Origin of the sequence: Acinetobacter sp. UBA2581, assembly GCF_002339435.1 — a bacterium.
GTDB lineage: Bacteria > Pseudomonadota > Gammaproteobacteria > Pseudomonadales > Moraxellaceae > Acinetobacter > Acinetobacter variabilis.
This window is the reverse complement of the sequence record NZ_DDLD01000082.1, coordinates 18657-31736: the sequence shown is the minus strand read 5'-3', so window position 1 is coordinate 31736 and position 13080 is coordinate 18657. Positions and strand designations below refer to the sequence as shown.

At 42.3% G+C, this 13080-nt stretch carries 15 protein-coding genes; 2 read left to right on the top strand and 13 right to left on the bottom strand.

What is annotated here, in order from left to right:
• Positions 1-15: 15 nt before the first annotated feature.
• The 4 genes from B3Q46_RS10305 to B3Q46_RS10290 are packed head-to-tail and all read right to left on the bottom strand — an operon-like array spanning position 16 to position 7125.
• Positions 16-1635: a hypothetical protein gene (locus B3Q46_RS10305; RefSeq protein ID WP_286715245.1), complete on the bottom strand. Its 1620-nt coding sequence runs from the start codon at positions 1633-1635 to the stop codon at positions 16-18.
• Positions 1636-1644: 9 nt separating this feature from the next.
• Positions 1645-3609 (bottom strand): hypothetical protein, encoded by a 1965-nt coding sequence (locus B3Q46_RS10300; RefSeq protein ID WP_286715243.1) that lies wholly within the window; start codon positions 3607-3609, stop codon positions 1645-1647.
• On the bottom strand, positions 3599-4018 hold the full coding sequence (locus tag B3Q46_RS10295) for a hypothetical protein (RefSeq protein WP_034171144.1): 420 nt from the start codon (positions 4016-4018) through the stop codon (positions 3599-3601). Before B3Q46_RS10295 ends, B3Q46_RS10300 begins: the two co-directional genes overlap by 11 nt.
• The gene (locus B3Q46_RS10290; RefSeq protein ID WP_286715240.1) at positions 4015-7125 is read right to left on the bottom strand and encodes a tape measure protein; all 3111 of its coding nucleotides are present in this window, start codon (positions 7123-7125) and stop codon (positions 4015-4017) included. Before B3Q46_RS10290 ends, B3Q46_RS10295 begins: the two co-directional genes overlap by 4 nt.
• Between B3Q46_RS10290 and B3Q46_RS10285 the strand changes: the two genes are divergently transcribed.
• On the top strand, positions 7124-7456 hold the full coding sequence (locus tag B3Q46_RS10285) for a hypothetical protein (protein ID WP_257229787.1): 333 nt from the start codon (positions 7124-7126) through the stop codon (positions 7454-7456). The genes B3Q46_RS10290 and B3Q46_RS10285 overlap by 2 nt on opposite strands.
• Here the strand turns inward: B3Q46_RS10285 and B3Q46_RS10280 are convergent.
• The 3 genes from B3Q46_RS10280 to B3Q46_RS10270 are packed head-to-tail and all read right to left on the bottom strand — an operon-like array spanning position 7442 to position 8770.
• Positions 7442-7834 carry a hypothetical protein gene (locus B3Q46_RS10280; RefSeq protein ID WP_286715235.1) on the bottom strand — a complete coding sequence of 131 codons (393 nt, stop codon included), beginning with the start codon at positions 7832-7834 and terminating at the stop codon, positions 7442-7444. The genes B3Q46_RS10285 and B3Q46_RS10280 overlap by 15 nt on opposite strands.
• Positions 7835-7874: 40 nt before the next feature.
• Entirely contained in the window at positions 7875-8156 is a 282-nt protein-coding gene (locus tag B3Q46_RS10275; RefSeq protein WP_286715232.1) for a hypothetical protein, read from the bottom strand.
• Positions 8157-8209: 53 nt separating this feature from the next.
• On the bottom strand, positions 8210-8770 hold the full coding sequence (locus B3Q46_RS10270) for a hypothetical protein (RefSeq protein ID WP_286715230.1): 561 nt from the start codon (positions 8768-8770) through the stop codon (positions 8210-8212).
• 499 nt (positions 8771-9269) lie between these two features.
• On the opposite strand from B3Q46_RS10270, the gene B3Q46_RS10265 reads away from it, so the two are divergent.
• Positions 9270-9440 carry a hypothetical protein gene (locus B3Q46_RS10265; RefSeq protein ID WP_005262212.1) on the top strand — a complete coding sequence of 57 codons (171 nt, stop codon included), beginning with the start codon at positions 9270-9272 and terminating at the stop codon, positions 9438-9440.
• Positions 9441-9470: 30 nt separating this feature from the next.
• Here the strand turns inward: B3Q46_RS10265 and B3Q46_RS10260 are convergent, their stop codons facing one another.
• The 6 genes from B3Q46_RS10260 to B3Q46_RS10235 all read right to left on the bottom strand — a co-directional run bounded on the left by B3Q46_RS10260 (position 9471) and on the right by B3Q46_RS10235 (position 13073).
• Positions 9471-9809, bottom strand: a complete 339-nt coding sequence (locus B3Q46_RS10260) for a hypothetical protein (RefSeq protein ID WP_286715227.1) — start codon at positions 9807-9809, stop codon at positions 9471-9473.
• A 383-nt stretch (positions 9810-10192) separates the two neighbouring features.
• Positions 10193-10936 (bottom strand): NYN domain-containing protein, encoded by a 744-nt coding sequence (locus tag B3Q46_RS10255; RefSeq protein WP_159516780.1) that lies wholly within the window; start codon positions 10934-10936, stop codon positions 10193-10195.
• Positions 10937-11219: 283 nt separating this feature from the next.
• Entirely contained in the window at positions 11220-11981 is a 762-nt protein-coding gene (locus tag B3Q46_RS10250) for a hypothetical protein (protein WP_286715221.1), read from the bottom strand.
• A complete protein-coding gene (locus tag B3Q46_RS10245; protein WP_179992510.1) occupies positions 11981-12151 on the bottom strand; it encodes a hypothetical protein in 171 nt (56 codons plus the stop codon). The genes B3Q46_RS10250 and B3Q46_RS10245 overlap by 1 nt, the downstream gene beginning before the upstream one ends.
• A gap of 9 nt (positions 12152-12160) precedes the next feature.
• Complete coding sequence (locus B3Q46_RS10240) at positions 12161-12583, bottom strand: phage tail terminator protein (RefSeq protein ID WP_286715218.1); 423 nt, start codon at positions 12581-12583, stop codon at positions 12161-12163.
• Positions 12558-13073 (bottom strand): phage virion morphogenesis protein, encoded by a 516-nt coding sequence (locus tag B3Q46_RS10235; RefSeq protein WP_286715216.1) that lies wholly within the window; start codon positions 13071-13073, stop codon positions 12558-12560. The genes B3Q46_RS10240 and B3Q46_RS10235 overlap by 26 nt, the downstream gene beginning before the upstream one ends.
• Positions 13074-13080: the final 7 nt, after the last annotated feature.

The window sequence follows — 13080 nt, the reverse complement described above, 5'->3', positions numbered from 1 at the left end:
TATTTTGATTTATATTCAGACAACTCGATCGATATCGCCACGCAGCATGATCTGGAATTGATCTGACAGTACTGCTGGCTCTGACTGTTTCACGGTACGAATCACCCAGACAGGAAAGTTGGCTGCTATTGTATTGAATCGCAAGACGTTGCCATTTGCCCAACCAGCGCCCCATCCTTCTTTTTTGATTATGAAATATGGTGCACCAGTGATTGGGTTAGACGGAGAATAATCAACACTGGTTGAGCCGGTTAAGGCTAAGCGCCCTGTATATTCACCAATACAGTAAAAAGTTTCTGCACCAGTGAAAACAATCGCCCAGCGCTCCTGAATTGCGCCTTTATTGGTGATCAAGATTGGATAAAGGGAATCATTATAATTAGCTGAAATTGCCCCCACGGTTGGCTCATCATTCCAGATACTATTCCAGGCTTGCTGTACAAACTTCCGTGTATAACGTGCCTGCATATCTCCAATGACTAAAGCAGAACCAACAATGGTATCCACCGCATCGTAGTTATGGGTTAAAGGCTTAGTGAAAGTCAGCTGACCATTAATCTGCACATCACGGATCAGACCCATATCCTGATAGCGATATTTCACTACCAGTGGCTCCACCAGATTACCCAGTGCGAAGTCACCACCCAATGTCACACGGCCATAATCATAATCAACCATGTACAAATCGAAGGCGACTTTCGTTCCGTTGGCATCCTCAAGTTCTACCCATGAAATGCGCTGATCATTCAGATCGTATGTGGTTCCAGCAATCGCACTTGGCAGCTCTTGCGCTTTGCTTGAGCTGACAATGCCTATACCACCAACGCGGAAAATTGGCACCCGGCCATCAATCGGTAAGCGTGTAGCTGACAGACCCAAGATTTCAGAATCCAGAGGAATATAGGTATAGGCTACAGCGTTATAACGCACCGATGAAGCATCTACCCAGACTGGAGCATTGATAAAGGTATCTGCCCCTTCCTGATATTCTAATAGTGGGTCATACCAGTTGTTTGCCTCAATATCCGCACGGTTGGCTTCGGTGATTTTGGTTTTGGTATAAAAATAAATCGTGACAAAACCATTATCCCAATTCACTTGGCCATGTGCCCGGCTGGTTTCAATCACCCCATTTTCATCTGCAGTCAGTGTAATCTGGCCAAATTCAATTGATGCTAAAACCACAGTTAATGATTGCGGTCGGATCGGCATGATTGGTGTTCTAAAGCTGATTTTATTGACCGGCAATAAATCGGTGGTGGTGGTTAAAGATTCCAGAGTAATCGTGTTATCTGCACTCGGTGTCCATGAATCGATTTCAATAATACCGGTGCCATATTGAATGACACCAGACTGAATCCCGCTGTTATTGGCTGGATTCACATTGCGATACAGCAAGCCAGTGCGATCCAGGAAGGTATCAGCACCTACTTTGAAGCGAGCTGAACCTGTCAAAATCTGCTCATCAAAGCCAGAAGATAAATCCAGTTTGAGCTTATTGGCCGTCACCATATGGGTTGCCGAGTTCGATCCTGATGTATCACGATATTTAATCTGAACATCTACAGCACCAAAAGCTTTCAGTTCAACCTGTTCACCAGAAATACTGGATGTTTGTGGAGAATAAAAAGACATATTTCCTCTCTATGCTGCGGCATAAGTGGCCATAGGTGTAAACGTGGATTTGAAACGATGACCCACGCCCTGAGGTGTAACTTCAACCGCACCGGTAGCGTATGTAATTGAACCTTGTACTTGACCACGCTCATTAACAAGATTGCCAATCGTTGCATTTACAGGTGTGTCAATCAGCGTCACAAAGCCAGCTACCATACCATCACTACTTTTAACCGGAATTCTTAATTCCACACTATTTGGCTGAATTGCTGATCCCGTACCAATGGTAAAGGTCAGCTTTTGATTTATAGGAGTAACATCCATCTTGGTCTGCTCAAGTGAAGTGCCGTAGTTATAGATCACTGAAAAGACTGTACCTTTCTGTGGCAACTTATTCGGAATGATCTTGCCTGTACCCGTGGCATAGTTAATTTCACCCGTGGCATCACCAGTAAATTTGCCCTGGGCATTGGAGGTTGCTGTTTTCTCTTTACCTTCAAGCATCCAGTTAATCGTGATACCCGGCAAAACACCTGGTCGACCTAAATCAAAATCAAATGCAGCTTTTTCCACGGTTAAATTTGATCTTACGAAGGTGACAATCGGTGTACCCCAGTTCAGCAGGATCGGCGTATCTACATCCGGCAGTGCGCCAGTGGTCAATAACCACGAACCGGTCTCATAATTGATCATGCCCGAACCAAAAGACGGACTGGCAGCTTTTAATTGCCCCGAGCCATCATCTTTAAGTTCATAGAACTTGCCTTGCGACATGTAGGAAATGGACAGTGCACCAGGTGCCGGAATAGGAATTAACACTCCAGTCCAGTTAGTACTTTGATTATTTTGAGTTACCGGAATGGCATGGCTTTGGTAATACTGATTCGGTGCAGCTGCTGGTTTAAATGTAATATTCAGACTTGCAGTTCCAGCCGGTGCTGCCGCAGTCCACTGAATTAATCCACGTTGATAATCAATCGTGCCAACTTGTGTGCCTTGCGTATTCTTAAGCAACCCACCCTGATCGGTAATCTGCTGACCTTGCATCGTGAAAGAAATACTGGAAGGAATCACAGCTGAGCCGATATATAGGTTCTGACTGACACCAATTACCATGTTTGGATAACTGGCTGTAATGGTGCCTTCATTACCTGCAACCAGCACTACACTCTCACCTGCAGCGTTGACATCAATAATTGGAGTTTCTGTCTGAGCGGAGGGAATCAGCTGGGCAAAGATACTTTTGGCATTGACTGTAAATTCACCAACATTGGCATCAGAAGCCAGTGCTGTAGATGAGTAATACAGACCGGTATCAGCAACAATGGTATCGCGGATGATGGTCTTGGATTTCTCACCGTTGTACCACTGGCGTGCTGAAAGGCCAACAAAATCAACTTCAAGTGCATCATTTAGCGAGTAAGTAGCAACTTTGTACTCGACACTCTTATTATCTACCACCATTACAGCAGTTCGTGTTTCAACTTTGGTAATGCGTACATACTGCTCACGCTCTAAAGCTTTACCTTCATCACTGATCAGAACAATGGTGTCACCTACTGAAGATTCCACTTCCTGAGGAAACATAGCCACCTGCAGTGATGACATACCTTTCCAATGGATATCGAGTGGTGTGCCGGCAATCTGCCCGCCTTTGGCTAAATAGTTTTCTACCCGGTTCTGAGCCGACTGACGTTCATCCGTCCAGTTCTTGGTGCTGAACAGCAATGCGGATACGTTCGGATCTTCTGGTAGCTCAGATACAAATACCGTTGCACCCATGAGTAAATCAGTGTCTTCAGTCGTAACTGCTGGAAAAACCTTGCGCATGGACACATCACCCATGGTTCGATCCATTTCCGATACGTCATTGAACAGGTTATTGCTGATACCATCCTGAACTACTACGCCAGAGTATTTACCACCGCCATCCGAGTTATCAGTCAAGCGTTCAGACTTGTAAATTACTAAATCCTTAGTTTCAATCGCCATCGTCTAACTCCGTAAAGCGTAAGGTCACGTTGTAATAATCATCCAGTGATACCGCTGGAATCCCTTTTACCGGTGCAGCCTCTAAAGCCCCATCCTGGTGGTTAAATTTGACGGTGAATTGCCGGCTATCATGTGGCTGTTCAAACTGCAGTTTAAAATTTTCACCTTGCAGCTTGGACCATTCCAAAACAGTCCGCAGTTCACGTAGCTTGATCCATCCCATTTGCGGATCCGCCGGCTGTAAAGTGATTGGTCGACCAGACTTCTTTTTGCCTTCCTGAATGATCAGAGAGCCATCCATCGTATAGGCTTGATTCTGCTCAATGGCCTTCCATGAGAATTCATCAGACCATAAAAAACCGTCCTCTAATGGGACGGTTTCTGATGTTGCTAAGCGAATAAGTTTCATGTTGATTTCGCTATACCTTTTAATTGATTTACCAGATTGGTCATTACATCCTTTTGGCTTGCATCACCTGTAAGGGATAGGGTTTGACCTCCGAATTGAATGTTATAATTCACACTTTCCTTAATGCTTTGTGTAGCAGCATTTGATGACACAGAAGGAATTGACGGCGCATAGTCACTCAAACTACTGGAACCAGTTGAAGCGACATTGATACTGCGGAGCAATTCATTAATCTTATTGGTACCATGCTGAGTGGTTATTCCATTGGCTGCAGCTCGATCAAATTCAGCATTAATTAATGCTTTCATTGCCACGCTGCTTTCTTTTCCAAGACCTTCAGCTTTAGCATCACGATCAGCCGCCATAGCCTTGGACCAGATGGTAGAAGCCAATTTTTCAGCCTCTTTATCGTCATAACCTTTGCTTTTCAGCTGAGAGATCACATCAGACTTGGTGTAAGAGTCATAGTCGTAGATCCCTTTACTCAATGCCTCGCCCTGACGCTTCATTTCCTTATTGAAATCACTCTTAGCTTTAGAAACCGCATCAGCCCAGGCTTCAGTAGAAGATTTGGCTTCTTCACGTGCCACCTGACCTGCATGACGGAACCCATCACCGATTCCATAAGCAGAGTCTCTGACACGGTGATTGCCTTTTTCCCAGTCATCCATTGATTTGACAGCAGCTATGCCGGTGTCATCAATTTGAATTTCCAGATTACGGCCAGCATTCATTGCATTTGCAGCGGCAATAACACCAGCATCACCAGATGCAGCTGCAGCCTGAGCTGCTTTTTGATAAGCCTTTTGAACACCTTCTGCAGTTGCTTGTCCACTATCCCGAATTGTGATGTAGTCCATCAAGGCTTGCTGGGCGGCCAGCTTTAAATTTTCCTTTGTCTCAATCCCAAGACGTTTGAAAGCTTCGGTTACAGGGTCGATATCATCAGGTAATCCTTGCGCCTGAATTTTGATAGCAATTAAGCCTTGCTCTACCTGAGATGTTGAAATCTGTCCTTGACCCCCAAACTCCTCAAGTTTCGCTTTTGCATAATCAATCTCAGCCTGGCTTTTGGCCGTTTGCAGCCACGTCAACCAAGCTTCATAGGTAACATTACCAGCTTGCTTGCCCTTAACCCCAAGTTCCTCAAGACCGGCTGCAAAGGTAGTAACATTTTTGCCATTTTCGGCGAACTTTTCAGAGACACGATTTAAGGAAACATCCAGATCCATGCCTAAGGCTGTTGCAGCCTTTCGAGCTTTATCAGATGCATTTGCTGCACCCTCTGCACCTTCTTTGGCCTTACTCCATGCCTCAACTGATATTTTGCCAGCCTGATCTACAGTGACGATATATCCTTTTGCCATTAGATCGGCTTGCATCGTGCCATCTATTACGCCTTTATTGGCAGCAACAGCAGCTTCCGCATAGGTCCGAACCGCTTTCAGCTTCTCTTCTTCTGTTGCCTTTTTTCCCTCAACTTCACGCTGCTGCTCTGCCAGCAGTTGATCCATTGTGGCCTTTGCATCTGCCAGAGATTGTGTATTCTTTTCTTCTTGGGTTTGTCTAATCGCTTGGATCGCCTCAACGCCGCGGGATTTAAACTCTATAGCACCATCTGAAGCCTTGTTGTAATACTCCTGTGCTTTAGCCGCCATGGCCTCCATATCGGCAATAGCTTTAGTCTTAGCATCGCCCCATGTAAATGCAGCTTTCAGGTTATAGAAGGCTGCTGAAACATCAAAGAAAACACCTGTTAGAAGGTTAGCTACAATACCAATAGCATTAAAACCATCGCCTATAAAACCAATGGCAACATTTACTCCCTGTAGCGCTTTAGTTAGTCCATTGGTTTTGCTTTCTGTTTCACTTACACCGTTATTGAATCTAAAAATTGCATCAAGTGTGCCATTAAGTACATCAAGAGTGATTTCAAAGGCATCACCAACAGTGGAGCCTAATTCTTTAAGTGATTCGTAGGCAGACAATAATGCTTGTTTAAGCGCCTCAATTGTTTGTGGATCGATTCTATTGAGTTGATCGCCCACCCATACGACACCATCACCCATATCATTGAGTAAGACCTCAATAATATTTAGATTATCAGCAATCGTTACCAGCCAGTCTGCTACAGTTGCAGATGCACCATTGGACTGGTCCATCTTGCCAATTAATATTTCCCAAGATGTTGAAATTCTCTGTAGCGCATTCCCAATGGTGAGCGGAAACTGATCATAAGTTTCTTGAACTGATTTGGCTTGGCTACCAATGGCTTTAACTACACGCTCTGCTGAGAGTTCACCATTCTCAGCCATTTTGCGGAGTTCACCAGTAGTGACACCTAAACCCTTAGCTAAAGCTTCAGCCAAGCCATAACCGTTCTCCATGATAGAGTTGAATTCTTCACCTCGAAGAACACCCCCCTGCATCGCCTGGATAAACTGAGTAACAGCGGCTTCACTTGCTTGTGCACTACCTCCACCGATCTGAATGGCTTGAGTTACAGTTTTGGTCAGATCCAACGCTTGTTGCTGGGTCATTCCCATTTCTTTGCCGACTGCGTTCAGTCGGGTAAATAAATCCCCTGTAGCTTGTAAGCTGGAGTTTGTGGCAAGTGCTACCTGGTGAACGCCAGCCATTGCTTGTTGGAAGTTACCACCTTCTCTGGTAGCAATCTGAATTCGTACTGATAGGTTGGTATAGGAGTCAGCAGCCTCGGCCAATTCACGAATACCTAAACCAATACCGAGTGCAGCCATAGCTCCAGCAAGTGTATTTACAGCAAACTTTGCGCCATCGATACCTTTCTGTGCTGTTTGGGCTGCACTATCTGTATCCTTTAAGCTTGAGTTAGCTTTATTTACTTCTGCCTGAAAGCCATTAAAAGCCTGATCTGCCTGTAGAACTTCTTTTTCTAGCTGATCAACTTCTGCTTGGGCTTTCTCAATTTCAGCTGGTGAAGCACTAGTTTTTGAAAATGCCTCAAGGTTCTGCTTAGCCTGAGTTAGATCGCTCTTAAGTTGACTTAATGCTTTCTCTGCTTTATTACCAAAATCAGTAAAATTACCTGCTGTAGATTTTGCATTGTCTCCAGCATCCTTGATCATGCCTGTGGCAGCATTTAAAGACTGTGATAGCTTATCTGCTAACTCACTCGTTCCTTTTGGGATGATATTTCCCATTTCCTTGGAAGCATCATTTGTCGCTTGTTTTAACTTCTCTGACTCTTGTTTGATCGCATTAAAAACAGATTTTGCCGTGTCTTCAGAAAGCTTTACATTGCTTACAAATCCCTTGGTGTCGGCATCCATTACCAATTTGAAAGTTAAATTCTTACCAGACATGTCGACCTCTGAATTTCAGGCAATAAAAAACCCGCATCAGCGGGAAAATTTAGATATTAAAAAACCACCCGAAGGTGGTTTAGTTAGAAATTGAAGATATTCTTCCGTTTGTAAAATGCAGATACTTAGAACCCGAATATGGTGTTCTATACACCCACTGCTCAAATACATTATTTGCAGTGGTGGTTGTATTAATTTTATCTGGATAACCCCATGTGGACTTCTCAGCTTCAGCTTTAGTCATCCCTACACGCGGCTCTTTTTTAGCGGCTTGCTCAGCTTTATCTTTAGCATTAGCCTCTTGTCTTGCTTTGATCTTGTTCTGAGATTGTTTAACCTTATTATCTATATCTTTACCAGTACACGGCTTTCCTTGATAAACTGTTTTTCCATTTACTGTGCAAGTGTAGATTTCACCGGCTAATAGTCCTTGAGTTAAAGAAAACAGAAGAACACATATTAAATACTTCATACTCCCACCATGCTTCTTATTTTAATATTTTCACTAATTATCATAGATTACGCCAAAGAATTTTCACAATTCTATCTCGACATAAAATGATGGTGTATTCCTGCAAATCCACTTCTTTTACATACTCAGTAGCTGCACAATATAGTTTGCCATCATCAAGCACATAGTGTCTTGGACCTCTGACTTCTAATTTGTCTTTTAGAGATTGATGACTATCACCAATTTTTACCAGATCACCAGATGGAGTACGAATACTGGTAGTTGTCTTTTCAGCAAAAGTAAACCCCGACACTAAACACAAAGCTAATAATAAATATTTCACATTTCACCCCCTAAATTATTATTTCCACATCATAACTTTAGGGTGATACATGATCAATCAGAAACCATTTCTTTCTTGAATGATTCAAAGCCTTTTTTGTCAGATTGGGCTACACGTGCAGCAATAGCAGAGTTAAAGATTCCCTGTTTGTACATCTTGTTTGCTGCCTTAACATAGCCCTGGAATGCACCGTAGGTCATTTCCATGATTTCACTATGCTGATGGCCCATTGATACCAGAAACTGGAATGAATCAAACCAGGTAGAGTCATCTTTCTTTTTGATGCCGCGTTTAGGTCTTTCATATTTGAAGTAAGCCTGGTTGATCAGAAGTACCGCTTTTAGCAACTCCTTAAAACTCTTCTCATCAGCAGCCAGTTCTACCAGTGATTCATTGTCCAGATCGGTGACGCATGCCATGGTTGCAACGACTTGCACACCGTGAGCTTTAAATAGCGCCGTCAAAGTTTCATCTGAATGATTTTGGTCTTTGATGAAATTCTTCAATACTTCAGCATGCATTGCCCAGGTGTCAAAGTCTTTTATCTGGATCTGGCGGACTTCGATATCATTAATCCGGATGCTGCGATTTGTTGCTAAGAAAAAATCATTCATGATGGGGTCTCGAGATAATTTTAGGCATTAAAAAAGCACCCGGAGGTGCTTTTCTTTTAACTTTAATAAAGGCTGAATTCTATAAAGCCCAATTACGACCTTGCCCCATCTCATAAACGATGAGAATTAAGGCTACTATCATTAGAACGACAACAACGATTTCGGCTTTGGTCAGCATTTTCGGAGCTCCACTTTTCATCATTCATATGATAAGCAAAGCATACAATTAATAACATAAAGATTACAAAAAAATTATTGGATGTTACAAAGATTTAGAAGTTAGGGAAGTTTCTTTAGAGTGTAGCTACCTACTGAAGCATTCAAACATTTCGTTAAGCAACTCAACAAAAAGTTTCAACCGAAAAGCATTCTTACGCAAACCTAGAAACCTATAACTTTAGACCTGAATATCTTACATATCCCGACATAGCTGATACATCCGTGATTTAAATCATTCTCTACACTGAAATTAAGTCTTAGAAACGTAGAGGAAATTCAATTGAAAAAGTATTCGAAAATTCTAATCTTAGCTTTAATGGGATTTACTGGTACCGTGGCTATCGCAGCTGACTCGATTCCAATAGAAGCCACTGCCGCAGCTGAAGCACAACAGGTTGCTTTAGAGTATGGAAATGAAAAAGATCAAAAATCTGAATCATCTGGTGAATAAAAGAAAGCCCTTAATTAAAGGGCTTTTTAATTACTTCCAGCTTGGCGTACAACCATTCTTCCATGACAACTCAAATTGCTTTTGATCCGTCTGATTTTCTACAAGTACTATATCCTTTGAAAGCACAATAAAACGCTGGAAGGGAACATAATCACTATCTGCTTCTTTATAGCTTACCTCTCCACACTCTCCTATTTGATTGCGGAACTTTGCCGAATCAGGGTTGGGAATGAATTTTTTTGTAGCTTCTTTTGCAAATTCAAGCTGTTCCTTTTTGCTTGTTTCTAAATCAAGATGCTGACCGTTAGATTCCTTGTGTCCACACCCAACTAAAATCACAATAAAAAAGAATAAGCTTAAATTTTTCATAATATCCCCATGTATTAAGGGCAGCACTTTACATTAATTTTCAATCTTATCTAAAGCCTAGGGAGAGTGGATTTGTAAAGTTATGTTTTACTATTTTAAGTCTTTTTAAAATTGACCCTATATAGCCAAGTGGAACTTCCACTTATCAAAAAACCGCCCTAAAGGCGGTTCTTAGCTTACTAACTTACTGACATACAAGATAAATAAAAGTAGAAATAATTATTACGGCTAGGATGGAGACAAATATTTCTATTTTAGTCATAGCAGTTTTATTCTCAACGTGAACTGAATATCTTTTATAGCCCTATTGAGCGCTAATTAAACTAACAAAATATTACAAAACGATGAAGCATTAAAAAAACCACTCTGGAGAGCGGTTCTGATCATTCAGCAATAGCTAATTTAGGTTGTCTGTTAGGGTGTTTAGGCCTAGGACAGGTTGATCGTTTGCCATCAATATGCTCTGAAAGATCCGGAGGGATTGGTTTATGCATTGGATCTAGAATAAAATCCACTCCCTCTCTTCTAGCCAGCTTAGCAGCTGGCAAAAAATCTGAATCCCCAGACACTAAAATAATCTGATCTACAAATTTTTTATAGGTTAAGCTTGCTACATCGAGACCTATTTTCATATCTACAGTTTTCTGAGTAACCTCAAGCATAAAGTCTTCATCTATTAGGCTAGCGTATTCCTTTCTTCCGGCTAAAAGTTCTTTCATGACTCTAGGTTTAATAATCCATCCACTAATGTCAGACAGATGTCCCATGCGTAGTGCTACCTTTCTTTGTTCTTTTAAGCACTCAAAAAATGCATATCTAAAGGTAGCTGTTTCAGACTTTGCAAAATCGACTGGCTTCTTAGATATTGGATAATGATGTTTTTTGGTTAAAGGTTCACAATCATAATAAAAAATTCTATAAAGCTGATGCTCTCTAGTGAAACCCTTTTGCTCACCATCTCGACCAGATTTTCTTGCATCTCTTCTGCCTTCAGTAAGATGAGAAAGACACATAGTGTATAAATTTCTTGCGGCTGCCTCAGGCGTTTGGTCTTCTGGTTTGGTATAAATACTTTTATAGCGCTTTAGAAAAAAAGCCCCATCTACTAAAATTGCAGTCGTTGACATTCTTATCCCCTAGATACACAAAACCCCTCGGGTTCAGCGGGGTCTAAATGGCAGACTGCGTACAACCAAGGGGTATGACTAAACTATAATATAATAATGACATCATCGTCAATCATGATTTGTCATCGTCGATAATCATTTTTTATCGTTTTATTGTTTCTTGCGTCGTCTAAAGATAAGCAATATGACCTTAAAAATCTTATGAGACGATATTTTCATTTAAAGTTAAACAGGCACAAAAAAGACGCTAATACGCCGTGGAGTTCTTTGTGCCTGCATGAGGTTACGGTGTTGTCGCTGCCGGAATCGTTACGATATGGCCATATAAGCCTAATGCTGGATCTGCTTGCTTCGTTACATCAGATAAAGCCTGACCAGAGATTTCATACTGACCAAGTTCTTCATGAATCAGTGGGAAAGTGGTTTCTGGTGACTTCTTGGTACGCCATAAACGTACAGCCATATGTTTACCATTCGCTGTATTGATGCCCTTGAAGAAAAGCTCATACTCTTTTTCAAAGTCGGATGCCAGAGTGGTGTTAGTCACTGCTCCAGTGGTGTAAGTGGCTAAGATCGGCATAGTCAGATCTGATACATCATGGAAAACCACAGTACCAAATACAGCATCCAGTGTGTAATTCTCTGGATCAACAGTCTTAGCTGTGCCAGTGGTTGAATCCTTGAATGAAACCGTTTTCAGGTTATAACCATCCAGTTTGATTTCTTTACCAGCCACCACAGTACCCAGTGATACATCTGTCGCTGTAGTGGTCGCTACGGCGTGATTCATACCAGACAGGATGTATTGAAGGTTTTCTGGATCAGTTTCTTCCAGCGTTCCCGTAAAATTCACTGATGTTGCGTTGATCATGGTGAAGTCAGTAGTACGCTGACCAGATGTTGATTCTTTATGCTCAACAACATCAGCACCAATTTCTAACTCAAAGTCTGGCACGTTGCCCAAATGGCGCATTGCACTAGCAACACCATTCACAAGTTCTGACAGGTAAAACTTACCTTGCAGCGAAATATATTCTTTAGCCATTACTTTTCATCCCCTGTAGTTTTCTTGGCTGGAGCAGCTTTAGGTTCAGGTAGTTCCTGAATTGCACCATCTGCTAGTAATTTTTTGATTTGTGCATCACTCAGCCCACCGACCACATCACCCTTTTGAAAGCGACCTACAGGCTGCAATGCTTTGTATTGTTTTGCCATGACTGGCTCCTAAATGAATTTTTGTGATTCAAAAATAATCGTGATGTATGCAAAGCCTGGACTATACCCATCCCGAACCGAAATCATTTCTAGTGCCGTTCGTGATGCCTGAGGCTGCCAGCCGGAAAGTAATTGAATGACCTTCTCGGTTAACAACCCAGCTTCATCACTCACCACTCGGCCATCAGTCATTTGAGATTGAGCATTACGACATGCAACCGTAACCGCCCATTGCTGACCGATCTGATTGATACTTCCACGACCTGCGCTGGCTTTCTTGTCAATACGGACAAAATTGACATGCGCAGATGGCGTGACTTGTGACATCTCGGTGACCATAACTGAATTCAACGGCGTATAGATCTTTAGAAGTTCTGGAATTTCCTTCAGCTTGTTTGCGATCTCATCACGTACCGCGAAGAAGGTGCTCATCGATAAAACTCCCGACAATGTCTAAAACCATGACTTCATCTTCAGCATCAATACCAAGCTGAGTCCGAGGTGGAATAATGGATTGCTTAACTTTCCGATATTGACCACCCACTGCAAAAGTAATGTATTGGCCATTCTTAGGTAGGATTGTTGCGCCGTAATGCAGATGAGGGGCATAGGCAACATCTGTACCCACCTCAACACCATTTGAAAGAACATTGTGTGTGTAGGAATTCATCAGGCGGCCAGTGTTTCGAAGCGTTTCACCGACCCCGACACCATCCCTGCCTTGCATGCTGGCACGCCATGAAATCTTCCATGGATTACCATCAACATCAGTACCCGTTAAGAATCGATGCTGCACACTATCCACAAGTCCAGCACCAATCTCATCAAACAGCTGGTTCTTTAATGATTCAAAGTTACCTAATTGATTAAGTATTGCTTCAATCGGTGAACTATCTGCCTGAATGGTTATTGCAAAAGCCATAAACACC

Excerpts from the sequence above, each read along its gene's own strand:
- B3Q46_RS10305 (WP_286715245.1), bottom strand. The coding sequence starts at position 1,635 with ATGTCTTTTTATTCTCCACAAACATCCAGTATTTCTGGTGAACAGGTT.
- B3Q46_RS10300 (WP_286715243.1), bottom strand. The coding sequence starts at position 3,609 with ATGGCGATTGAAACTAAGGATTTAGTAATTTACAAGTCTGAACGCTTG.
- B3Q46_RS10295 (WP_034171144.1), bottom strand. The coding sequence starts at position 4,018 with ATGAAACTTATTCGCTTAGCAACATCAGAAACCGTCCCATTAGAGGAC.
- B3Q46_RS10285 (WP_257229787.1), top strand. The coding sequence starts at position 7,124 with ATGCCTGTGGCAGCATTTAAAGACTGTGATAGCTTATCTGCTAACTCA.
- B3Q46_RS10290 (WP_286715240.1), bottom strand. The coding sequence starts at position 7,125 with ATGATCAAGGATGCTGGAGACAATGCAAAATCTACAGCAGGTAATTTT.
- B3Q46_RS10280 (WP_286715235.1), bottom strand. The coding sequence starts at position 7,834 with ATGAAGTATTTAATATGTGTTCTTCTGTTTTCTTTAACTCAAGGACTA.
- B3Q46_RS10270 (WP_286715230.1), bottom strand. The coding sequence starts at position 8,770 with ATGAATGATTTTTTCTTAGCAACAAATCGCAGCATCCGGATTAATGAT.
- B3Q46_RS10260 (WP_286715227.1), bottom strand. The coding sequence starts at position 9,809 with ATGAAAAATTTAAGCTTATTCTTTTTTATTGTGATTTTAGTTGGGTGT.
- B3Q46_RS10255 (WP_159516780.1), bottom strand. The coding sequence starts at position 10,936 with ATGTCAACGACTGCAATTTTAGTAGATGGGGCTTTTTTTCTAAAGCGC.
- B3Q46_RS10250 (WP_286715221.1), bottom strand. The coding sequence starts at position 11,981 with ATGGCTAAAGAATATATTTCGCTGCAAGGTAAGTTTTACCTGTCAGAA.
- B3Q46_RS10245 (WP_179992510.1), bottom strand. The coding sequence starts at position 12,151 with ATGGCAAAACAATACAAAGCATTGCAGCCTGTAGGTCGCTTTCAAAAG.
- B3Q46_RS10240 (WP_286715218.1), bottom strand. The coding sequence starts at position 12,583 with ATGAGCACCTTCTTCGCGGTACGTGATGAGATCGCAAACAAGCTGAAG.
- B3Q46_RS10235 (WP_286715216.1), bottom strand. The coding sequence starts at position 13,073 with ATGGCTTTTGCAATAACCATTCAGGCAGATAGTTCACCGATTGAAGCA.